Here is a 22,883-nt window from a genome sequence, read left to right as displayed (position 1 = left end):
CGCGCGGGTCTGGATGGCGTGCTTCCTCGTCGGGCTCGTGCCTCGCCCGCCTTCGTCAGCGCGCGGGTCTGGATGGCGTGCTTCCTCGTCGGGCTCGTGCCTCGCCCGCCTTCGTCAGCGCGCGGGTCTGGATGGCGTGCTTCCTCGTCGGGCTCGTGCCTCGCCCGCCTTCGTCAGCGCGCGGGTCTGGATGGCGTGCTTCCTCGTCGGGCTCGTGCCTCGCCCGCCTTCGTCAGCGCGCGGGTCTGGATGGCGTGCTTCCTCGTCGGGCTCGTGCCTCGCCCGCCTTCGTCAGCGCGCGGGTCTGGATGGCGTGCTTCCTCGTCGGGCTCGTGCCTCGCCCGCCTTCGTCAGCGCGCGAACATCAACGCGCGCTTGACCTCCTGGATCGCCTGGGTGACCTGGATGCCGCGCGGGCAGGCCTCGGTGCAGTTGAACGTGGTCCGGCAGCGCCACACCCCGTCGACGTCGTTGAGGATGTCCAGCCGCTCGGCGGCACCCTCGTCGCGGCTGTCGAAGATGAACCGGTGTGCGTTGACGATCGCGGCCGGGCCGAAGTAGGACCCCTCGTTCCAGTACACCGGGCAGCTGGTGGTGCAGCACGCGCACAGGATGCACTTGGTGGTGTCGTCGTAGCGCGCCCGGTCGGTCTGGCTCTGAATCCGTTCGCGGGTCGGCTGATTGCCGGTGGTAATCAGGTAGGGCTTGATCGCGCGGTAGGCGTCGAAGAACGGCTCCATGTCGACGATCAGGTCCTTCTCCACCGGCAGGCCGCGGATCGGCTCGATCGTGATGGTGAGCTGCTTGCCCGCCTTCTTGGGCAGCATGTCGCGCATCAGCACCTTGCACGCCAATCGGTTGACACCGTTGATGCGCATCGCATCCGAGCCGCACACGCCGTGCGCGCAGGACCGCCGGAACGTCAGCGTCCCGTCCAGGTACCACTTCACGTAGTGCAGCAGGTTCAGCAGCCGGTCGCTGGGCAGGCACGGCACCCGGAAGCTCTGGAAGCCGGCGGCGTCGGGGTTGTCCGGGTTGAACCGGGCGATCTTCAGCGTCACCATCACCGCGCCGTCGGGCACCGGCGGCAGCTCGGGATCCTTGGTCTGGGCCTCGGGAGCGATCGTCATCAGTACTTCCGTTCCATCGGTTCGTACCGGGTCTGCACCACGGGCTTGTAGTCCAGCCGGATGTCGGCCAGCAGGCCCGGGGCTTGACCAGTCCCCCCAGTCGCTTCGCTCCCACCCCCTGGAACCTTGTAGGCCATGGTGTGGCGCATGTAGTTGGTGTCGTCGCGGTTGGGATAGTCCTCGCGGGCGTGCCCGCCGCGGGATTCCTTGCGGTTCAACGCACCCACGACGGTGACCTCGGCCAGCTCCAGCAGGAAGCCGAGCTCGATGGCCTCGAGCAGGTCGCTGTTGTAGCGCTTGCCCTTGTCGTGCACGGTGATTCGGGAGTACCGCTCCTTGAGCGCGTGGATGTCGGTCAGCGCCTGCTTGAGCGTCTCCTCGGTGCGGAACACCGCGGCGTTGTTGTCCATCGACTGCTGCAGCGCGCCGCGGATGTCGGCGACGCGCTCGTTGCCGGCCTCGGAGAGGATGTCGCCGACCCAGTCGATCACCATGCTCGCGGGGTTCTCCGGCAGGTCGACGAAGTCGTGTCCCAGTGCGTAGTTCGCGGCGGCGATGCCGGCGCGGCGCCCGAAGACGTTGATGTCCAGCAGCGAGTTGGTGCCCAGCCGGTTGGCGCCGTGCACCGACACGCACGCGCACTCGCCCGCGGCGTACAGGCCGGGGATGATCGTGGTGTTGTCGGCCAGCACCTGGCCGTTGACCGTCGTCGGGATGCCGCCCATCACGTAGTGGCACGTCGGGTACACCGGGACGAGCTCCTTGACCGGGTCCACGCCCAGATAGGTGCGCGCGAACTCGGTGATGTCGGGCAGCTTGGCCTCCAGCACGTCCTCGCCGAGGTGCCGCACGTCGATGTAGACGTAGTCCTTGTTGGGGCCGGCGCCGCGGCCCTCGAGCACCTCGAGAACCATCGAGCGCGCCACGATGTCACGCGGCGCCAGGTCGACGATCGTCGGCGCGTAGCGCTCCATGAAGCGCTCGCCCTCGCCGTTGAGCAGCCGCCCGCCCTCGCCGCGCACCGCCTCGGAGATGAGGATCCCCAGGCCCGCCAGGCCGGTCGGGTGGAACTGGTGAAACTCCATGTCCTCCAGCGGAAGTCCCTTGCGGAAGATGATGCCCAGCCCGTCGCCGGTCAGCGTGTGGGCGTTGGAGGTGGTCTTGTACATCCGGCCCGAACCGCCGGTGGCGAAGACGATTGCCTTGGCGTGGAAGACATGAATGTCGCCGGTCGCCAGCTCGTAGGCGACGACGCCGGTGGCCACCGGGCCCGACGGCGTCTCGGTCAGCGTGATGTCCAGCGCGTAGAACTCGTTGAAGAACTCGACGTCATGCTTGACGCAGTTCTGGTAGAGCGTCTGCAGGATCATGTGGCCGGTGCGGTCGGCGGCGTAACAGGCCCGGCGCACCGGGGCCTTGCCGTGGTCGCGGGTGTGCCCGCCGAACCGGCGCTGGTCGATGCGGCCCTCCGGGGTGCGGTTGAACGGCATCCCCATCTTCTCCAGGTCGAGCACCGCGTCGATGGCCTCCTTGGCCATGATCTCGACGGCGTCCTGGTCGGCCAGGTAGTCACCGCCCTTGACGGTGTCGAAGGTGTGCCACTCCCAGTTGTCCTCTTCGACGTTGGCCAGCGCGGCGCACATGCCGCCCTGGGCCGCGCCGGTGTGGCTGCGGGTCGGGTAGAGCTTGGTCAGCACCGCGGTGCGGGCGCGGGGGCCAGCCTCCACCGCGGCGCGCATGCCGGCGCCGCCCGCGCCGACGATGACGACGTCGTAGCGATGTTCCTGAATCACTGTCGTGGCTCCCTGGAGAGAATCAAGAGATGGTCGCGTCGAAGGTCAGCAGCACGTAGGTACCCAACACCAGCGTGAACGCCATCGACAGCGCGAGCAACGTGTTGAGCCAGAACTTCGTGGAGTCCTTGCGGCTGTAGTCGGCGATGATGGTGCGCATCCCGTTGCCGCCGTGCAGCTGGGCCAGCCACAGCAGCAGCAGGTCCCAGGTCTGCCAGAACGGCGAGGACCAGCGCTGCGCGACGTAGTTGAAGTCGATGCGGTACACCCCGTCGTCCCACATCAGCATGATGAACAGGTGGCCCAGCGCCAGGAAGACCAGGACGATGCCCGAGAAGCGCATGAACAGCCAGGTGTACTTCTCGAAGTTGGGCATTCCGCCGCCGCGCCGCGGCGCGCGCGGGTTGTCCAGGCTGGCGGGCCGGTCGTAGCTGGTCTGCAGCACCGGCGCGGGGCCGCCGCGATCGCTGATGTGGTCGTACGGGTTCTCGGCCCGTCCTTTCGAATGCTCGGAAGTGGTCACAGGAACCGCTCCACCATGTGCATGCCCAGCACGCCCAGCGCCGGGATCATCACGGCCAGCCAGACGCCGGCGACGATCCACAGCATCAGCTTCTGGTACCTGGGGCCGTGCTGCCAGAAGTCGATCAGGATGACCCGCACCCCGTTCAGCGCGTGGTAGAGCACCGCGGCGACCAGGCCGACCTCCATGAGGCCGACGATCGGGGTCTTGTAGGTGTCGATGACCTCGTTGTAGGCCTCGGGGCTCACCCGCACCAACGCGGTGTCCAGCACGTGGACGAACAGGAAGAAGAAGATCGTGGCGCCGGTGATGCGGTGCAGCACCCAGGACCACATGCCCGGGTCGCCGCGGTAGAAGGTGCGCCGACTCGACCGGGGCGCGGGTGCTTCGCCGCTTCCCGGTGTCAGACTCGGTGTCTGAGTGCTCATCTGGCCTCCAACGCCATCGGTGGACGCTCGCGGCGGGATCACACTGGCCCCAACAGGCACGGCCCGGACCCCTGCCCCAAACCTCGGGGCGACTCTAAACCCCCACGTGCGGGTTATCGAACTAGCGTGGAGCCGATCAGGGTGCTCACGAGGCTTAGTTAGGTCTACCTATCCAGGACCGGGCGGCGACGGACGGGATTTCGGAATGCATTCAGAAGTGTGCTCAGCGAGGTGGAAGTGACGATCGATATCGACTGGAAGTTACTGAGGGACAAGGCAATCGAGGCGTCCCGCAGCGCATATGCACCGTATTCGCGATTTCCGGTGGGGGCGGCGGCGCTGGTCGACGACCATCGACTGGTGGTCGGCTGCAATGTGGAGAATGTCTCATATGGCCTAGGTCTCTGTGCCGAGTGTGCTGTGGCGTGCGCGCTACATTCCACCGGCGGCGGCCGACTGGTCGCGCTGGCGGTGGTCGACGCCACGGGCAATGCGCTGATGCCGTGCGGCCGCTGTCGGCAGGTGCTTCTCGAACACGGGGGACCCGACATGCTCATCGATCATCCCGACGGCCCCAAGCCGCTGGGCGACCTGCTGCCCGACGCGTTCGGCCCCGACGACCTGGCCCGGGTCCGGCCGTCATGACCTCCGACGTCCCCTCGTCCTTCGACGTCCCCTCGTCGTCCGACGCTCCTGGGTCGACTGTCGCGTCCTTCGACGCTCCCGGGCCGGGTGTCGCGTCCTTCGACGCTCCGACGGTCATCCGGACCAAACGTGACGGCGGGGTGCTCTCCGACGCCGCCATCGACTGGGTCATCGACGCCTACACCCACGGCCGGGTCGCCGACGCGCAGATGTCGGCGCTGCTGATGGCGATCTTCCTGAAGGGCATGACCACCGCCGAGATCGCCCGGTGGACTGCCGCGATGGTCGACTCCGGCGAGCGGATGGACTTCACCGACCTGCGTCGCGACGGCCGGCCGCTGGCCCTGGTCGACAAGCACTCCACCGGCGGGGTCGGCGACAAGATCACCATCCCGCTGGTGCCGGTGGTGATGGCCTGCGGCGGGGCGGTGCCGCAGGCCGCCGGGCGCGGGCTCGGCCACACCGGCGGCACGCTGGACAAGCTGGAGTCCATCCCGGGGTTCACCGCCGAGATCTCCCAGGCCCAGATCCGGCAACAGTTGCGCGATCTCGGCGCGGCCATCTTCGCCGCGGGTGAGCTCGCGCCCGCCGACCGCAAGATCTACGCGCTGCGCGACGTCACCGGAACCACCGAGTCGCTGCCGCTGATCGCCAGCTCGGTGATGAGCAAGAAGATCGCCGAGGGCACCCGTGCGCTGGTACTCGACACCAAGGTCGGGTCCGGGGCGTTCCTGGCCACCGAGGCGGAGTCGCGCGAGCTGGCTCGCACGATGGTCGACCTGGGCACCGAGCATGGCCTGGACACCCGGGCGCTGCTGACGGACATGAACGTCCCGCTCGGGCGTACCGTCGGTAACTCGGTGGAGGTCGTCGAGTCGCTCGAGGTGCTGGCCGGCGGTGGGCCGGCCGATGTCGTGGAGCTGACGCTGGCCCTGGCCCGAGAGATGCTCGACGCCGCCGGGCTGGACGCCGTCGACCCGGCGCAGACGCTGCGCGACGGATCGGCGATGGACCGGTTCCGCGACCTCGTCGCCGCCCAGGGCGGGGACGTGGCGGCGCTGTCGGCCGACGGCCTGCCGCTGGGTGCGCACTCCGAGACCATCAGCGCGCCGCGGGGTGGCACGATGGGTGACATCGACGCGATGGCAGTGGGTCTGGCGGTGTGGCGGCTCGGGGCGGGCCGCTCGGCGCCGGGCGAGCGCGTGCAGTTCGGCGCGGGCCTGCGCATCCACCGCAGACCGGGCGAACCGGTCGCGGCCGGCGAGCCGCTGTTCACCCTCTACTCCGACACTCCGGAGCGTTTCGGGGCAGCATTGTCCGAACTCGACGGCGCGTATGACGTCGGGGACGCAGCACCGGCGGAGCGTCCGCTCATCATCGACCGGATCGTCTGACCCAGGGGAGGAATCAGTGACCACACCACTGACACTGGAGAACATCCGGCAGTCCCCCAAGGCGCTGCTGCACGACCACCTCGACGGCGGCCTGCGCCCCGCGACGGTGATCGAGCTGGCCGCCCAGTACGGCTACGACCAGCTGCCCGAGACGGAGGTCGACAAGCTCGCGACGTTCTTCAAGACCGCCGCGCACAGCGGGTCGCTGGAGCGCTACCTGGAGCCGTTCGCGCACACTGTCGGCGTCATGCAGACCCCCGACGCGCTGCACCGGGTGGCCTACGAGTGCGTCGAGGACCTGGCCCGCGACAACGTCGTCTACGCCGAGGTCCGGTTCGCCCCGGAACTGCACATCGACGGCGGTCTGTCGCTGGACGCGGTCGTCGACGCGGTGCTGGCCGGTTTCGCCGACGGCGAGAAGGCGGCCGCCGCCGAGGGGCACAGCATCGTGGTGCGCTGCCTGGTCACCGCGATGCGCCACGCCGCGCGTTCGCTGGAGATCGCCGAGCTGGCGGTCCGGTTCCGGGACAAGGGGGTGGTCGGCTTCGACATCGCCGGCGCCGAGGCGGGCCACCCGCCCACCCGTCACCTCGATGCGTTCGAGTACATGCGCAGCAACAACGAGCGCTTCACCATCCACGCGGGCGAGGCGTTCGGCCTGCCGTCCATCCAGGAGGCGATCGCGTTCTGCGGCGCCGACCGGCTCGGGCACGGGGTGCGCATCGTCGACGACATCGAGATCGACGCGGACGGCACGGCCCACCTCGGTCGGCTGGCAGCGCTGTTGCGGGACAAGCGGATTCCGTTCGAGATGTGCCCGAGCTCCAACGTGCAGACCGGCGCGGTGGCCAGCATCGCCGAGCACCCGTTCGACCTGCTGGCCCGGCTGCGTTTCCGGGTGACCGTCAACACCGACAATCGGCTGATGAGCGACACCACGATGAGCATGGAGATGCTGCGGCTGGTCGAGGCGTTCGGCTACGGCTGGAGCGACCTGGAGCGGTTCACCATCAACGCGATGAAGTCGGCGTTCATCGCGTTCGACGAACGGCTGGCGGTGATCGACGAGGTCATCAAGCCCCGCTACGCCGTCCTGATCGGCTAGGGAGTTCGGTGTCGTTCGTCAACCGCAGCGTGACGAACTACACCCGAATCACTCCTGGCGGAGGCGGGACTCGACGAAGGTCTCCAGGGACTCCCACTGAGCGACCGCATCGGCGAACGGGGCGCTCGGCCGGTCCACCGACGAGGGATCGAGCACGTAGGCGATGACGTGGCCCAACTCGGTGTCCTCGGCGAGCTTGGCGTCCACGCTGGTCTCCTCGGCGTAGTCGCCGATGTCACGGAGCAACTCGACGGCCAGCTCGAGCTGATCGCGGTCCAGCGCGTCGGGCCCTTCGGCAAGGTCGTCGACGATCCCGGTCAGGACGTAGATGTTGTCCTCGGTGACGTCGATGCGCAACGACCCGTCGTTGGCGGCGGTGCGGATGTCGTCGTAGGTCGCCAGGTCCGACAGATCGTGATCGTGCTCGTCGGCCAGATAGCGGGCCAACGCCCGCTCGGACGGGAACACGCTGATACGTCCGTTGCGGCCGAGGAAGATCGGCCGATCGTCGAGGTAGCACCGCAGCGTGAAGAAGCTGCCGCGGCTGGTCATCACCCGGACCGGGTCGATGCCCACCCGCGCCCAGAAGTCCTCGTCGCTGCCGAGCACCTTCTGCTCGGCCGCGGCGGCGAGCTCGTCGGCCTCCTCGTCGGTGTCGACGATGTCGTCGATCACCACCTCGTCGACGATGTCGTCCTCGTCCGGTTCGGGCGCGGGTTCGTCGAGCTCGGCCTGGGCCTTCTCCACGGCCACGGCATCGACCTCGGGTGTGGAGATGATCGCGTCGATGGCCTCGATGACGTTGTCCCAGCCGCGGGCGATCGTCTTCTCGATCTCGGCCCAGCGCTTGCGCCCGGCCCGGCCGGCGAACGCGTCCACCCCGCCGCCGACGGTGCCCAGCACCGGGTTGCCGTTGAAGAACTTGGTGACCGCAGGCAGTTCGCACACCGACCCGATCGAGGACACCAGTGCGAGCGAGCCGTGCAGCTCCTTGACGCCGTCCTCGGTCGGCTTGTCGCTCAGCAGCTCCTCGAAGCCCGCGAGGTCGTGGACGTGCTCCTCGGACGGGACCAGCGTGTGTGCGTTGGCCTCGGTGAGCTTCTCCCAGGCCGGGTGGTCGGCCAGGTCGTTGTCGGTGTTGGTCCGCACGAACGCCGCCAGGTCGGCGACGGACTCGAAGACGTACAGGTCCTCGTCCTTGCCGAGGAAGGCCTCCCACTCGTCTCCGTCGGCGCGCCAGCGCGGCGCCCATAAGGTGTACACGTCGCCCTCGGTCAGCTTGAGCTGGATGGGCACGATGTCAGCAGCCATGCGGCACAGCCTAACGACCTGCCCCGGGCGCTCGACTGCCCCCGCCGCGACCCGCCCGCCATCCCCGCCGAAATGGCATTCCGGTGGGTCCCTACTCGCACTTTTTCTGCTGGAATGCCATTTCGGCGGAGAGGGGCCAGGCGGGTGCAGGTCCGATATCGCAGACACGTCTCACCGGTGGGTGTCACGATGGCTGTGTGACCGGCCCGGGGGACGGGAGCGGCGCGTTGACCGCCGCGGATCGGTCCTGCGCTTCCTGCGGCACAGCGGTGGCGGCGAGCGCGAAGTTCTGCAGCGAGTGTGGTGCGCCGGCGGCCCACCCGGCCCGCCCCGCCGAGTACAAGCAGGTGACGGTGTTGTTCGCCGACGTCGTCGGATCGATGGACATCGCCGCCAGGGTGGGCGCGGAGCGGATGCGCGAGATCATGACCGAGTTGGTGGACCTCGCGAAGACGGTCGTGCAGCGCCTCGGCGGCACGCTGGACAAGTTCACCGGCGACGGCATCATGGCGGTGTTCGGCGCCCCGCTGGCACTCGAGGATCACGCAGTCCGTGCCTGCGTGGCCGCGCTGGATATTCAGCACGCGACGCAGGAACTGGCAGCCGCGGTTCTTCGGCGAGACGGCGTCGAGTTGCGGCTGCGCGTCGGCCTGAATTCCGGCCAGGTGATCGCCGGTGAGATCGGTTCGGTATCGATCGGCTACACCGCGATCGGCGATCAGGTCGGCATGGCACAGCGGATGGAGTCCGTCGCACCGCCGGGTGGGGTGATGCTCAGTGCATCGACGGCTCGGCTCCTCGGCGGTGTCTGTCTGCTGGCCGAGGCCGAGCTGGTGAACATCAAGGGAGCGGCCGCGCCGGTCCCCGCATATCGGTTGCTGGGCTTTGCGCCCGAGTACGAGAAGCCTGCCCCTGTTCGTTCGACCCTGGTCGGGCGCGAGCTCGAACTGCAACTCTTGTCCGGACTCGTGCAGCGTGCCGCGAACGGACGCGGCTCGGTGGTCGCCGTGGTGGGACCGTCCGGAATCGGCAAGAGCCGACTGGTGAGAGAGGCCGTCGAGGTCGCGAAAAGCTCAGGCGTCGAGGTCGTCTCGACGCATTGTGAATCCCACACCAGCCAGATCCCGTTCCACGCGGCGGCGCGACTGTTCCGCGCCGCCGCCCGGGTGACCGGCCTCGATGACGCGGCCGCGCGCTCCCGGCTGCGACGACAGCTTCCCGATGCCGACCCCGATGATCTGCTGCTCCTCGACGATCTGCTCGCAGTGGCCGATCCGAACGTCAGGCTGCCGCGGATCGATCCCGACGCGCGTCGGCGCCGGCTCGCAGCATTGCTCAACACGGCGAATCTGACCCGCACCGAGCCGGTCCTGTACGTGATCGAAGACGTACATTGGATCGACGAGGCGAGCGAATCGATCATCGCCGATGTGCTCGCGACCATCAGCCAGACGCCCGCGATGTCGGTCATCACCTATCGTCCCGAGTACGAGGGAGTGCTCAGCCGTTTGCATGGGACGCACACGATTGCGCTTGCCGCGCTGGCTGAGTCGGAAAGCTCGTCGTTGATCGCCGAGTTGCTCGGGCCGGATCCCTCCAACGACGCGATCGCCGCGGCCATCACCTCCCGGGTGGCCGGCAACCCGTTCTTCGCCGAGGAGATGGTGCGCGAGTTGGCCCAGCGCGGGGTGTTGACGGGTGAGCGCGGCAACTACACCTGTCCCGGCAGTGCCGAGGTGATCGTGCCCGGTACCGTTCAAGCCACCATCGGTGCACGCATCGATCGGCTCGGGCCGTCGGCGAAGCGAACGCTCAGCGCCGCATCCGTGATCGGATTACGCTTCGGGCCAGAGCTTTTGACGAGCCTCGGCATCGACCCGAATCTGGGCGAACTGATCCGGGCGGAGCTGGTCGACCAGGTGAAGTTCATGCCGAGCGCGGAGTTCGCGTTCCACCACCCACTGGTTCGTGCCGTCGCGTACGAATCCCAGCTGAAGGCAGACCGATCCGAATGGCACCGGCGCCTCGCCGCGATCATCGCCGCCGACCAGCCCGGTGCCGAAGACGAGAATGCGGCGTTGATCGCCGAACACCTCGAGGCCGCAGGTGAATTGCGCGACGCCTACCGCTGGCACATGAGGGCGGGGCGGTGGTCGACGACGCGCGATATCTCGGCGGCGCGGGCCAGCTGGGATCGCGCCCGCCAGATTGCGGATGCCCTGCCCGACGACGATCCACAGCGCACCGCGATGCGCATCGCCACCAGGGCCAAGTTGTGTGGCACCGCGTGGCGGCGCAAGGAGCCGATGGTGCCCGCGCTCGTAGCGGAGCTGCGCGAATTGTGCAGAGGCAGCAGTGATAATGCGGCGCTCGCGATCGGAGTGACCGCGTTGGCCCTACAGCAGGGGTTCGGCGGGCACCAACTCGAGGCGTCCAGACTCGCGGCCGAAGCGATGAGCCTGTTGGAGTCCGTCGCAGATCCGGCACTGAGCATCGGCGCGGCATCGGCGGCGGCGTCGATCAGGTTCGAGACTGGCCATGCACAGGACGTCTTGCGCTGGGCGCAAAAGGTCGTCGAGCCGCAGGACGGTGATCCGCATTCGCGCACTGCGGAATCCGAGTCGCCGATGAGGGCCCTGGCATTGGTATTCCGCGGAATGGCCCGGTGGTGGCTGGGTCTCGACGGGTGGCGCCGGGACCTGGACGACGCCGCCGTGGTGGCCGCTCGGACCGGGCCGATCACACGCCCCGCAGTCCTCTCGTGGAAGTACTTCGACGCCGTACCGCATGGCGTCCTTCGCCCCGATGACGACGCCGTCGGCGAGATCGAGGACGCACTGCGGTTCGCCCTGGCGACCGGCGAGGACACGCTGGTCGGAAACTTGAAGTCCACGCTCGGTGTCATGCTGCTGGAACGAGACGCCCGGGGCGACCGGCTGCGTGGCCTGGAAATGGTGGCGGAGGTCCGTGAGATGTCTCGCGAGCGGAGATACATGGTCACCCACCTCCCCGTGCTCGAGATGTGTATCGAAAGAGAAAGGGCCAGAAACGGGAACTACTCCGATGCGATACCTGCAATGCGGAAAGCCTTGGAAAGCCTGTTCTTCGAAGGGCAGGTGGTTCACGTGGTCAGGGCGACCGCGGTGCTGGTCGAGGCCCTGTTGGGACGCGGCGGCCAGGGCGACACAGCGGAAGCCGACGCTGCGATCGAACGGTTGGCGAAGCTGCCCGACGAGGTCGCAGGTGGGGCTGGTGCCGTGTGGCTGCTCCGGATGCGGGCGCTTCTGGCCCGGGCCCGCGGCGACGAAGAGAACTACCTCGAGAACCGGGACCGCTACCGCGTCAGGGCATCCGAGCTCGGATTCGAGGGCCACATGAAGTGGGCCGCTGACCTGCCGTGACCCCCGCCGAAATGGCATTCCGGCAGGTCCCTACTCGCACTTTTCCTGCCGGAATGCCATTTCGGCGAAGGCGGAGACGGCGAAAAGGCCCGGTCACCCCGTCGGGCGCCAGAAGCCCTGAAATCCCTGCCCGGCGTTCGACGTCCGAATGGGCGAGAGCTGCACCGGTCGCCGGCTTCATCCGGGTGTCAATAGAGGTGCCGATCCCCACCGGAGTCGCTGTCGGTGCGCAGTCGGGCGAAACAGGCCGTCAGCGATTCGAGCGCGATATGGCAGCCAGCTCTGACCAGCAGTGACACGATAATGACGTGGACAACGCTGACGGCAGCGGTGCACCGACGGCCGGGGGTACATCCTGTCGTTCGTGTGGCACAGCGTTGAGCGCGGCAGCCAGGTTCTGTAGCGAATGCGGTGCACGAGTCCGGCTGTCTCCCGCTTCGGCGGAGTACAAGCAGGTGACCGTGCTGTTCGCCGATGTGGTCCACTCGATGGACATTGCCGCAGCGGTCGGTCCGGAACGGCTTCGCGAGATCATGGCCAGCCTGGCCGACCGCTGCGCAGCGGTGGTCCAACGCTATGGGGGCATGGTGGACAAGTTCACCGGAGATGGCGTCATGGCGGTGTTCGGCGCGCCGCTTGCATTGGAGGACCATGCCGTTCGGGCGTGTTTGTCGGCGTTGGGCATCCAGGAGGAGGCAAAACGGCTTGCGGTCGACGTCAGGGACCGCGACGGTGTCGAGCTGTCGCTTCGGGTGGGCTTGAACTCCGGTGAGGTGATCGCCGGTGACATCGGTTCTGGTCCCTTCGGCTACACCGCCGTGGGGGAGCAGGTCGGCATGGCACAACGGATGGAGTCGATCGCGCCGCCGGGTGGAGTGATGCTCAGCGCGTCCACCGCGCGACTGGCCGACGGCGCAGCGGTCTTGGGCGAGGCTGAGTTGGTTCGCGTCAAGGGTGCTGACGGGCCGGTGGCCGCCCATCGCCTGTTGGGCGTCGGCGAACGGCATCGCGCTGTCGGTCGTCCGGAGTCGAATCTGGTCGGTAGGCGGTGGGAGATGTCCGCCGTTGACGGCTTGTTGGACCGTGCAATCGATGGCCACGGCGCGGTGGTCGGCGTCGTCGGCTCACCCGGCATCGGCAAGAGCCGTCTGGTGCGCGAGGTGGCGGCGGTGGCGGGTCGGCGTGGCGTGGAGGTGTTCACCTCCTTCTGCGAGTCACACACCAACCAAGTCCCCTTCCACGCCGTCGCACGGTTGTTGCGCGCTGCTACCGGCGCTGAGGGGCTTGACCCGGCTGCCGCCCGAGCGCGGCTACGGGCACAGGCTCCCGAAGCGGAGCCCGAGGACTTGGTGCTGTTCGATGATCTGCTCGGTGTTGCCGATACCGATATCGAGCTGCCGAAGATCGACCCGGATGCGCGTCGGCGGCGGCTGACCGCGCTGGTGAACGCCGCCTTGTTGGCCCGCGATACCCCGGCGCTCTATGTCATCGAGGACGCCCACTGGATGGACGAGGTCAGCGAGTCAATGTTGGCCGAATTCCTCACCGTGATCCCGCAGACGCCCTCGCTGGTGCTGGTCACCTACCGACCCGAGTATCACGGCGCGTTGACCCGAGTGGCCGGTGCTCACACCGTTGCCCTTGCGCCCCTGAGTGATTCAGAAACCGCGGTATTGGTCGCGGGGTTGCTCGGCCCTGACCGCTCGGTTGGTGCGCTGGGCCAGAAGATCGCCGGGAGAGCCGCCGGGAATCCATTCTTTGTCGAGGAGATGGTGTGCGAAATGGCCGAGCGCGGCGTGCTGCGCGGCGAACCGGGTGCATATCTGTCGACGGCCGAGATTGGCGAGGTCAGTGTGCCTGCCACGCTCCAGGCGACGATCGCAGCGCGGATCGATCGGCTCGACCCGGAAGCCAAACGTACGCTGAGCGCGGCGGCAGTGGTCGGCTCGCGGTTCGGTCTGCACGTCCTGACGGCAGTCGGCGTCGAACCCGTAGTCGGTGAATTGCTGGCGGCCCAGCTCATCGATCAGGTCGGTGTTTCCGCGCAAGCCGAATACGTGTTCCTCCACCCGATGATTCGTTCGGTGGCCTATGAGTCACAGCTCAAGTCGGATCGCGCCGAGTTGCACCGGCGCGTCGCGGTTGCAGTCGAATCGAGTGACCCAACCTCCGCCGAGGAGAACGCAGCGCTAATCGCCGAACATCTCGAGGCCGCCGGAGATCTGCACGCCGCCTATAGCTGGCACATGCGCGCGGCAGCGTGGGCGACCAGCCGCGACATCATGGCAGCGCGGCGCAGCTGGGAGCGCGCTCGAACGATCGCCGACAGATTGCCCAAAGATGACCCGAACCAAGAAACGATGCGCATCGCCCCGCGCACCATGTTGTGCGGGACGGCCTATCGAGTTCGTGTGAATCTTGCTGACCCCCACTTTGACGAATTGCGGCAGTTGTGCACTGCGGCAGGGGACAAGGCGTCGCTAGCCATCGCCATGACCGGGATGGTGATGGATCACGCATATCAAGGCCGGGTGCGCAAGGCGTCGAGCCTGGCATCGGAAGCCATGTCTCTCATCGAGTCGCTCGACGATCCGACCTTGATGGTGGGGCTGTCCTACCCGGCCATCTACGCCAAGTTCGAGTGCGGTGAGTGGCCTGTCGTGCTGCGGTGGTCACAACGGGTCATCGACCTGGCCGGCGGTGACCCAGTGAAGGGCAATTTCATTTTCGGGTCCCCCCTTGCGCTCGCCTTCACGTCGCGGGCTATGGCCCGCTGCTACCTAGGTCGTTCAGAATGGCGCGAGGATCTGCGCCATGGCCTGGCCATGGCCCAGGGCACTGACCCACTCACATACGCTGCGGTTGGCGTCCTGGTTTACTTCCCGGGAATCTCGAGTGGCGCGCTGGTTGCCGACGATCGCGCGGTGCGCGAGATTGAGGATGCGCTTCGGATCCCTGAGCGATCTGGCAACGACATGGCGCTGGCTTTCGCCCACATGGCGCTGGGCGTCGCGCTGGTGCACCGTTCATCGGCTGCGGATCGTGACCGGGGACAGAAGCTCTTGGCAGAGGTCTCCGACGTGTTCGAACACCAGCGACATAACCTCGGGGACCGACCACTCGTCAACGTGTACGTGGCGCGGGAAAACGCCCGGCGTGGAGATCGCGATGAGGCCCTGCAGCTCATGCGTGCCTCTGTCGACCATCTCTTCCGTGAGGGACAACCGCTGGGTTGGGGCGTTCCCGCGACTGGTGTTCTGGTGGAGACGCTGCTGGACTGCGGGACCGATGGTGACCGGGCGGAAGCCAACGCCGCGATCGACCGTTTGGCCGCCGCGCCTGCCGACGAGGGTCTGGCCATTCGCGAGATCTGGCTGACGCGCCTGCGGGCGCTAGTGGCGCAGGCGCACGGCGACGACGTCAGCTACCGCGACCATCGAGACCGTTATCGCGCCATCGCCACATCGCACGGTTTCGAGGGCCATATTCAGTGGGCCGAGGAGATGCGCTGACCCCGTCGCCGAAATGGCATTCCGGCAGGTCGCTTCTCACACTTTTTCTGCTGGAATGCCATTTCGGCGGAGACGGCGACGGCGAAAGGGCCCTCTCACGCCGTTGGGCGCCAGAAGCCCTGAAAACCTTCACCCGCGTTGGTGGTCCGAATGGGCGACAGCTTCACCGGGTCACCGGCCTCCACCATGAGGCCGTCGCCGACGATCATCGCCACGTGCCCGTCCCACACCGCGAGGTCGCCGGGCAGCACCGCGCCGGGTGCGACGGCTGCGCCGACGTCCTGTTCCTGCGCCAGCCGCGGAAGGTCCAGGCCCGCTTGGTGATACGCCCACTGGGTCAGCCCGCTGCAGTCCAGCCCCACTCCGGGGGTGGTGCCGCCCCACCGGTAGGGCACGCCGAGCTGGGTCAGCGCATGCCGGACCGCGCTGGCCGCCACGGCGTTCGGAGCCGTCACCAGGGTGCCGTCGGGCAGTCGCACCGCCACCCCGTCGCCGAACGACGCCGCATCCACCGCCGAGGCGTCGTCGGCGCGGGCGAATCCGGCAAGGTCGCCGAGTCCGCCCCAGTCGCTGCCCGCTGCGAAGCCGGGTGAAGCGCCCAAGCCGGAGCCGCCCAAGCCGGAGCCGCTGCCCAAGCCGCCCAAGCCGGACCCGCCTCCCAAGCCCGTCGACCCGCCCCCCAAGCCGGAGCCGCTCCCGGACCCGCCACCCGGGCCCGGTGCGGCTCCGTCAACTCCAGGACCGCCGACCCGCGAAGGCAGCCCAGCGGCACCGTCGCGGTCCAGCGCGCCACCGTGGCGGTCCAGCTCGTCCAGCAGCTCCTCGACGACCCGGATCGCGCGCGCCAGCGCGTCGCGGGCCTCGGTCAGCAGTTCACGGGCGACGCCCAGCTCGTCCACCCGGGGTTCCAATGCGGCCGCACGGGCCTCGAAGTCGTCGACGACGTCCTGCAGCCGCCGGTGGGCCCGGGCCACCGCGCCGGCCGCGTCGCCGGCGATCCCGCCCAGCCCGGCGGTGCGCTGCGCGGCGTCGTCGATCGCGGCGGCCGTGCGGTCGACGAACTCGGCGGCGGCGTCGGCTCCGGCGCCCGACCATCCGGATCCGAGCCCGGCGCGTGCCGACCGGCCCGCGTCGGCGAGGCCGGCCAGCAGGTCACGCACCCCCGCCAGGGCGGCAGCGGGGTCGCCGGCCGCCGACCATCCCGGCCCGACCAGCGACTGCACCTGCCGGATCGGCGCGGTCAGCGCCGCGGTCACCGGACCCGGCATCAGCGCCGGCCGGCGATGCGGTCACCGGCGGCCCCGTCGGCCGCCTCATAGGCCCGCGCGGAGTCCGACGCTGCGCCCCGAGCCGTCTCCAGCGTGTCGCTCAGCGCCCCGACCACCTGTGCTTCACGGCCGGCCGCGCTTCTCAGCGCCGCCAGGAACCGCGCCCCGACCGCCCCGAAGGCGGCCGCGGCGTCGTCGCCCGCACCGGCCAGTGCCGCCGCGGCGTCCCGCAGTTGCACCGCACGGTCCCCGAGCGTGCGGCCGTGGGCGCGGATCAGGTCGGCGTCGGCGCTGAGGCGGGCGAACATACGGATAGGACGCCGCGAGACGCCGGTCGGTTCCCGATAAGGTCGGGATCCATGGACGTGCGCGTTGTCGACCACCCGCTGGCCGCGGCGCGGCTGACCACGCTGCGCGACGAGCGCACCGACAACGCGGCCTTCCGCGCCGCGCTGCGCGACCTCACGATGATGCTGGTCTACGAGGCCACCCGGGACTTGCCGGTCGACACCATCGAGGTGCGCACCCCGCTGGCGAACACCGCCGGCGCGCGGCTGGCCAAGCCCCCGCTGCTGGTGCCGGTGCTGCGGGCCGGGCTGGGCATGGTCGAACAGGCGCACGCGCTGATCCCGGAGGCGCAGGTGGGCTTCGTCGGGGTGGCCCGCGACGAGGAGACCCATCGGCCCACGCCGTATCTGGAGTCGCTGCCCGCCGACCTGAGCACCCAGCCGGTGATGGTGCTCGACCCGATGCTGGCCACCGGCGGCTCGATGGTGTACACCCTGGAGCTGCTCTACGCCCGCGACGCCGTCGACATCACCATCGTCTGTGTGGTGGTCGCACCGGAGGGCATCGCGGCGCTGGACAAGGTGGCGCCCGATCTGACGCTGTACACCGCGACGATCGACGCCGGCCTCAACGACATCGCCTACATCGTGCCGGGGCTCGGGGATGCCGGCGACCGGCAGTTCGGGCCGCGCTAGCTGTAGCTGGGGTCAGGCCGGCTTTGGGCTGGGGTGTCAGAATGTGCCATGCCCGATGGCCCTACCGGCGGGGATGTAGATCGTCCGCCGATGACGGCGGGAATGGTTTTCGCCGCGCTGGGTCTGGCGATTGCCTTCGCGGTCCCGTTTGTGGATCCGGCGCTGCTGACGTTGAATCTTGCGGCGGTCAGTGGGGGGCTTGACGTTCCGCCGGGTCATCTCGGCTTTTTGGCCAGCGTGGCGACGATGGTGGTGGCCGTGGCGGTGTTGGCGGTGGGAAACCTGGGCGACATCTACGGGCTCAAACGCCTACTGGTCTATGGGCTGCTGGCCCACATCGGGGTCGAGTTGTTGGCCGGGCTATCCCCGAACTACCCGTTTCTGCTGGTGCTGCGGGTGGCCGACGGGGTGGCGTTGACCGCGCTGGCGGGGCTGTCGTTGGCCCTGTTGACGGTGTCGGTGCCTTCGACGATCCGGCCGATGGCCATCGGCATTGTCATGGCCGCCGATGCCCTCTTGTACGGGGTGAGCCCGCTGATCGGCGGGTGGGTGGTGGGGATTCTGGGTTGGCGGGGACTGTTTTTGGTGACACCGGGGCTGGCACTGGTCGCATTGGTGCTGATTGCCCGGTATGTGGGCGAGCCGCCGCGCCAGCCGCCGCGCGGGCTCGACATCGTCGGTGTCAGTCTGTTTGGGCTGGCGCTGCTGGGCGTGATCTACGGACTGGGCGCAGCGCAAACCGGGTTCACATCTGCGCAGGCCTGGCTTCCGCTGCTGGGTGCCGGGCTGGCCCTGGCGGTGTTCGTGCGCCATGAACGGCGGGCCCGACACCCGGCTCTGGACCTCGCGCTGTTCGCTCGGCCCGGGTTCGTGGTGGCGGTGCTCTCGGTGTTGACCTTCAACTTTCTTTGCAGTGGGTTCAGTGTCGTGCTGGGCCAGTTCGGCGGGATCATTCTGGGGTTGTCGGCAACGACGATCGGGTTGGTGTATCTGCCGGGCACCGTGCTGTTGGCCGGGGTGAGCATTCTGGCCGGGCATCTGGTCACCAAATACAGCGCCCGCCCGGTGTTGATCACCGGTCTGGGGGTGCTGGCCGCCAGCGGTCTGGTGATGGTGATCAGCGCCACGCCCAGCATGGCGCTGTGGGTGCTGGTACTGGCCACCTTCTTGCTCAACCTCGGCACCTACCTTGCCTCCACCCCGGCCTCCGACACCATCCTGTCTTACGCCACACCCGACACCGCCGGGTCGGTGGCGGCCATGCGCTCGACCTTCGGGACAGCGGGGTACGCGCTGGGACCGACGGTCTACATCGCGTTGTTCAACGTCTTCTTTCATCGGCAATGGCTGGCCGACGCAGAGGCTCGCGGGCTGTCGGCCCAGCAGGCCGAGCATGCCGTGGATGCGGTGCGAAGCTCGCTGGCCCACAGCCCGGGCGTGTCGATATTCGACCCCAACCTCGTCCAGCAGGCCTCGGGATTGACGCTGGACTGGGACTTCACCAACGGTGTCCGGCTCACCATGCTGGCGGTCACCCTCGTGCCGTTGGCCCTGGCGATCGTGACGTACTTCGTCCTGCCACGACGACCCCGACCATTTTGAACACAGATGAGATCCTGGACCCGGTCGACGAGGATTTCGACCGATGCCCGAGCGGCTTCGGCCACGAGGGTGAGAGCGCGGAACGCGGGTCAGAACCCCCGCACCGCCGCGGCCACCGTGTCCCGCACCCGGCGGGCTTGTGCGCGTGCTGCGGCGAGTTCGCCGGCGCAGCGAATCTCGATGTAGGACTTGAGTTTCGGCTCGGTTCCCGACGGCCGCACCACCACCCGCACCGCGACGTCGTCGTCGCCTCCGGCGAAGACGAGGGCATCGGTGCGCGGCGCGAGGTCGGTCACCGTCACCGCGAATCCGGCGAGTTCCGCGGGAGGCGCTGAGCGCAACCGGGCCATCAATGCGGCGGCCGCGGCCGACGAGGCCACCCGGCGGGTCACCGCGACCGTGTCGTGCACGCCGTGGCGGCGGGCCAGCTCGTCGAGTGCGTCGGGGACCGTCAGGCCCCGCCCACGCAACGCGACGACCAGGTCGCCCACCAGCACCGCCGCGCTGATGCCGTCCTTGTCGCGCACCGCCGCGGGGTCCACGCAGTGGCCGATCGCCTCCTCGTAGGCATACAGCAGCGTCGCGCCGGGCACGTCCTCGTCGGCGCGGGACAGCCACTTGAACCCGGTCAGCGTCTCGACGTGGTGGGCCCCGTAGGACGCCGCGATGCGGGCCAGCATCTGCGACGACACCACCGTGCTGGCCACCACCGCGGTCGCCGGATCCGCGCACGTCGACAGCAGGTAATCGCCCAGCAGCCAACCGGTTTCGTCGCCGGAGAGCATCCGCCAGCCGGTGGCCGTCGGCACCCCGACCGCGCACCGGTCGGCGTCGGGGTCCAGTGCGATCGCCACCTCGGCGCCGCACTCGGCGGCCAGCGCCAGCAGTTCGTCGGCCGCGCCCGGTTCCTCGGGGTTCGGGAACGCCACGGTGGGGAAGTCCGGATCGGGCTCGAACTGATCGTGCACCACATAGACGTCGCTGAATCCGGCCAGTGCCAGCGCATCGAGGGCGAACTCGCCGCCGACACCGTGCATCGGCGTCAACGCCACCCGAGCCGACCCGGTGCCGCGGCGCACGGCGGCGGCGCGTTCGACGTAGTCACGTACCTGCGCGACGCCGGAGACGCTCACCGGGGTGCGGGGGATCTCGTCGGCCGGCGGCGCGGCCGCGATGGCCGTTTCGATGTCGGCGTCGGTGGGCGAGACGATCTGCAGGCCGTCGGGGAAGTACACCTTGTAGCCGTTGTCCGACGGCGGATTGTGCGACGCGGTGATCTGCACCCCGGCGGCAGCACCCGTGCCGCGCACCGCGAACGCCACCACCGGCGTGGGTGCGGGGGCGAACATCAGCGTCACCGAGAACCCTTGGGCGGCAAACACCTCCGCGGCGGTGCGGGCGAATTCCTCGGAGCGGTGCCGGGCGTCGTAGCCGACGACGACGTGGCCGCCGGCCAGCGCGCGGTCGGACAGCACCCGCGCGACCCCATGGGTGGCGCGCAGCACCACCGCGAGGTTCATCCCGTTCGGCCCGGCCCGCAGCGGTCCGCGCAGGCCGGCGGTGCCGAACGTCAACGGGCCGGCGAAGCGGTCGGCGAGTTCGTCGTCGCTGCAGGCGGCGAGTTCGGCGGCGGCGCCCGGATCGGGGTCGTGGGCGATCCACTCCTGCACGACGTCGCGCGTGGGCTGCGAGATCACGCCGACCAGTGTGCCCGCTCCCGCGCCGGCGGTCCCGGGCAGGACCGTCCCCACAGATCGCTCCCGAGTCGGCGGGCCGGGGCAGGACCGTCCCCACCGACCGCTCCCGAGTCGGCGGGCCCGGACTGGTCCCGCGCCGGCGGGCCCGGGCAGGAGCCGAGCGACATACTGGGAATCGAGATGATTTGGATGCGACAGCTGTCCCGGTGGGCGGTGCTCCTGGTCGTGACGGTGGCGGTCACCGCCCCGCTGACGATGCTGGGTGTGCCGTCGGCGGCGCTGTTCGCCGCGCTCGTCGTGGGCATCGTGCTGGCGCTGATGTCGCTGGGGCCCGCGCGGGTGCCGCGGCCGCTGGGCCTGGCCGCCCAGGGAGTGCTCGGCGTCTACATCGGCACAATGGTTCAGGACGACGCGTTGGGCGCGCTCGGCGACGACTGGGCGCTGGTGCTGGGCGTCGCGCTGTCCACGCTGGTGCTCAGCGTCGCCGCGGGCGCACTGTTGGGGTTGCGCCGCGACGTCACCCCGTTGACCGGGTCGCTGTCGCTGGTGGCCGGTGGGGCTTCGGGGCTGGTGGCGATCGCCCGTGAACTCGGCGGCGACGTCCGCGTCGTCGCGGTGCTGCAGTACCTGCGGGTCGCGCTGATCACCGCGTCCATGCCGGTCGTCGTCACGCTGGTCTACCACGCCGACAAGACCCGGTCGGCCGAAACGCTGAAGCAGGAGTCCGGCGCCCCCTGGTATCTGAGCCTGGGCATGCTCGTGGTGCTGGTGCTCGTCGGCGGGACAGTCGGCAGGTGGATCAGGCTGCCCGGCGCCGGGCTGCTGGGCCCGCTGGCGCTGACCGTCGCGCTGGAGCTCGGCGGTTTCTCGTTCGGCCTCAGCGTGCCGGTGCTGCTGGTGCAGGCCGGCTACCTGCTGATCGGCTGGCAGGCCGGGCTGGCGTTCACCCGGGACTCGTTGCGCGCGGTGGGCCGGGTGCTGCCCGCCGCGATCGCGCTGATCGTCGTTCTCGGGCTGGTCACCGCCGGGCTCGGGGTGTTGCTGGCCCGCGCCGCCGGGCTGACCCCGCTCGAGGGATACCTGGCGACGAGTCCGGGCGGCGTCTACGCGGTGCTGGCCACCGCCGTCGAGACCGGGTCCAACGTCACGTTCATCATCGCCGCGCAGGTGGTGCGGATCCTGATGATGCTGTTCGCCGCCCCGCTGCTGGCCCGCGCCGTGGTGCGCGCGACGCGGCGGTTCGGCGCTCAGAGCCGCGCGATCACCGAGGACAGCAGGGAACCCATCCGGGTGGCCGACTGACGGCCGGCCTCCAGCACCTCGGCGTGGCTGAGCGGCGCTCCGGTCATCCCGGCGGCCAGATTGGTCACCAGCGACACCCCCAGCACCTCCACCCCGGCGGCGCGGGCGGCGATCGTCTCGTGCACCGTCGACATGCCGACCAGGTCGGCGCCGAGGGTGCGCAGCATCCGGATCTCGGCCGGGGTCTCGTAGTGCGGACCCGGCAGACCGGCGTAGACGCCCTCGGCCAGGGTGGGGTCGATCTCGCGGGCGAGGTGGTGCAGCCGCGGCGAGTAGGCATCGACCAGGTCGACGAACTGGGCTCCCACCAGCGGTGATCGTGCCGTCAGGTTCAGGTGGTCGCTGATCAGCACGGGCTGGCCGACCGAGAGGTCCGCACGCAGGCCACCGGCGGCGTTGGTGAGGATCACCGTGCGCACCCCGGCCGCACACGCCGTGCGCACCGGGTGCACGACGTGACCCAGATCGTGTCCCTCGTAGGCGTGGATGCGGCCGAGCAGCACCAGCACCCGGTGCGGCCCGACGTGCAGCGACAGCATCTGGCCGCCGTGGCCGTCGGCGGACGGCGGGGTGAAGCCGGGCAGTTCGGCCATCGGGACGGCCGCGGTGGGGTCGCCGAGTTGCGCGGCGGCGGGAGCCCATCCCGACCCGAGCACCACCGCGACGTCGTGGCTGTCCACACCGGTGCGCGCACGGAGTTCGGCGGCCGCCTCGGCGGCGCGAACCTGCGGGTCGTCGCTCACAGAAAGGCAGCGTAGTTGGGGTACCGAAACCGGCCAAGCGCCGTCG

17 protein-coding genes are annotated in these 22,883 nt (G+C 69.2%); 8 read left to right on the top strand and 9 right to left on the bottom strand.

Features of this window, described 5'->3' with window-relative positions; translation table 11 throughout:
- Positions 1-350: 350 nt before the first annotated feature.
- The 4 genes from JDV09_RS13065 to sdhC are packed head-to-tail and all read right to left on the bottom strand — an operon-like array spanning position 351 to position 3,874.
- Positions 351-1,130 carry a succinate dehydrogenase iron-sulfur subunit gene (locus JDV09_RS13065; RefSeq protein WP_221369560.1) on the bottom strand — a complete coding sequence of 260 codons (780 nt, stop codon included), beginning with the start codon at positions 1,128-1,130 and terminating at the stop codon, positions 351-353.
- On the bottom strand, positions 1,130-2,923 hold the full coding sequence (gene sdhA, locus JDV09_RS13060; protein WP_221369559.1) for a succinate dehydrogenase flavoprotein subunit: 1,794 nt from the start codon (positions 2,921-2,923) through the stop codon (positions 1,130-1,132). The genes JDV09_RS13065 and sdhA overlap by 1 nt, the downstream gene beginning before the upstream one ends.
- A 22-nt stretch (positions 2,924-2,945) precedes the next feature.
- Positions 2,946-3,395: a succinate dehydrogenase hydrophobic membrane anchor subunit gene (locus JDV09_RS13055; protein ID WP_221369649.1), complete on the bottom strand. Its 450-nt coding sequence runs from the start codon at positions 3,393-3,395 to the stop codon at positions 2,946-2,948.
- A 47-nt stretch (positions 3,396-3,442) separates the two neighbouring features.
- Positions 3,443-3,874 (bottom strand): succinate dehydrogenase, cytochrome b556 subunit, encoded by a 432-nt coding sequence (sdhC, locus tag JDV09_RS13050; protein WP_221369558.1) that lies wholly within the window; start codon positions 3,872-3,874, stop codon positions 3,443-3,445.
- A gap of 237 nt (positions 3,875-4,111) precedes the next feature.
- Here sdhC and JDV09_RS13045 point away from each other — a divergent pair, with 237 nt between their 5' ends.
- The 3 genes from JDV09_RS13045 to JDV09_RS13035 are packed head-to-tail and all read left to right on the top strand — an operon-like array spanning position 4,112 to position 7,018.
- Entirely contained in the window at positions 4,112-4,519 is a 408-nt protein-coding gene (locus JDV09_RS13045; RefSeq protein ID WP_221369557.1) for a cytidine deaminase, read from the top strand.
- Positions 4,516-5,913, top strand: coding sequence for a thymidine phosphorylase (locus JDV09_RS13040; protein WP_221369556.1), 1,398 nt, complete (start codon positions 4,516-4,518; stop codon positions 5,911-5,913). Before JDV09_RS13045 ends, JDV09_RS13040 begins: the two co-directional genes overlap by 4 nt.
- A gap of 16 nt (positions 5,914-5,929) precedes the next feature.
- Positions 5,930-7,018 carry an adenosine deaminase gene (locus JDV09_RS13035; protein ID WP_221369555.1) on the top strand — a complete coding sequence of 363 codons (1,089 nt, stop codon included), beginning with the start codon at positions 5,930-5,932 and terminating at the stop codon, positions 7,016-7,018.
- A 48-nt stretch (positions 7,019-7,066) separates the two neighbouring features.
- On the opposite strand, the gene satS is transcribed toward JDV09_RS13035, so the two are convergent.
- The gene (satS, locus tag JDV09_RS13030) at positions 7,067-8,329 is read right to left on the bottom strand and encodes a protein export chaperone SatS (RefSeq protein ID WP_221369554.1); all 1,263 of its coding nucleotides are present in this window, start codon (positions 8,327-8,329) and stop codon (positions 7,067-7,069) included.
- A 197-nt stretch (positions 8,330-8,526) separates the two neighbouring features.
- On the opposite strand from satS, the gene JDV09_RS13025 reads away from it, so the two are divergent.
- Entirely contained in the window at positions 8,527-11,730 is a 3,204-nt protein-coding gene (locus JDV09_RS13025) for an AAA family ATPase (RefSeq protein ID WP_308124114.1), read from the top strand.
- Between the two features lie 308 nt (positions 11,731-12,038).
- On the top strand, positions 12,039-15,242 hold the full coding sequence (locus JDV09_RS13020; RefSeq protein WP_221369553.1) for an AAA family ATPase: 3,204 nt from the start codon (positions 12,039-12,041) through the stop codon (positions 15,240-15,242).
- A gap of 95 nt (positions 15,243-15,337) precedes the next feature.
- On the opposite strand, the gene JDV09_RS13015 is transcribed toward JDV09_RS13020, so the two are convergent.
- Entirely contained in the window at positions 15,338-16,510 is a 1,173-nt protein-coding gene (locus JDV09_RS13015; protein WP_221369552.1) for a C40 family peptidase, read from the bottom strand.
- Positions 16,510-16,818, bottom strand: coding sequence for a type VII secretion target (locus JDV09_RS13010; protein ID WP_221369551.1), 309 nt, complete (start codon positions 16,816-16,818; stop codon positions 16,510-16,512). The genes JDV09_RS13015 and JDV09_RS13010 overlap by 1 nt, the downstream gene beginning before the upstream one ends.
- Before the next feature lie 51 nt (positions 16,819-16,869).
- Between JDV09_RS13010 and upp the strand changes: the two genes are divergently transcribed.
- Entirely contained in the window at positions 16,870-17,493 is a 624-nt protein-coding gene (gene upp, locus JDV09_RS13005) for a uracil phosphoribosyltransferase (RefSeq protein ID WP_221369550.1), read from the top strand.
- Positions 17,494-17,583: 90 nt separating this feature from the next.
- Positions 17,584-19,095, top strand: a complete 1,512-nt coding sequence (locus JDV09_RS13000) for an MFS transporter (protein ID WP_221369549.1) — start codon at positions 17,584-17,586, stop codon at positions 19,093-19,095.
- An 89-nt stretch (positions 19,096-19,184) separates the two neighbouring features.
- Here JDV09_RS13000 and JDV09_RS12995 read toward each other — a convergent pair whose 3' ends face one another.
- Positions 19,185-20,792, bottom strand: coding sequence for a phospho-sugar mutase (locus tag JDV09_RS12995; RefSeq protein ID WP_372452910.1), 1,608 nt, complete (start codon positions 20,790-20,792; stop codon positions 19,185-19,187).
- A gap of 180 nt (positions 20,793-20,972) precedes the next feature.
- On the opposite strand from JDV09_RS12995, the gene JDV09_RS12990 reads away from it, so the two are divergent.
- Positions 20,973-22,094, top strand: coding sequence for an AbrB family protein (locus JDV09_RS12990; protein WP_221369548.1), 1,122 nt, complete (start codon positions 20,973-20,975; stop codon positions 22,092-22,094).
- Here the strand turns inward: JDV09_RS12990 and JDV09_RS12985 are convergent.
- Positions 22,040-22,837 (bottom strand): purine-nucleoside phosphorylase, encoded by a 798-nt coding sequence (locus JDV09_RS12985; protein WP_221369547.1) that lies wholly within the window; start codon positions 22,835-22,837, stop codon positions 22,040-22,042. The genes JDV09_RS12990 and JDV09_RS12985 overlap by 55 nt on opposite strands.
- Positions 22,838-22,883: the final 46 nt, after the last annotated feature.

It is taken from the genome of Mycolicibacterium xanthum, assembly GCF_019710635.1.
GTDB classification, from domain to species: Bacteria; Actinomycetota; Actinomycetes; order Mycobacteriales; family Mycobacteriaceae; genus Mycobacterium; species Mycobacterium xanthum.
Note: the sequence above shows the minus strand (reverse complement) of the source record. Positions and strands in the feature narration are given on the sequence as shown.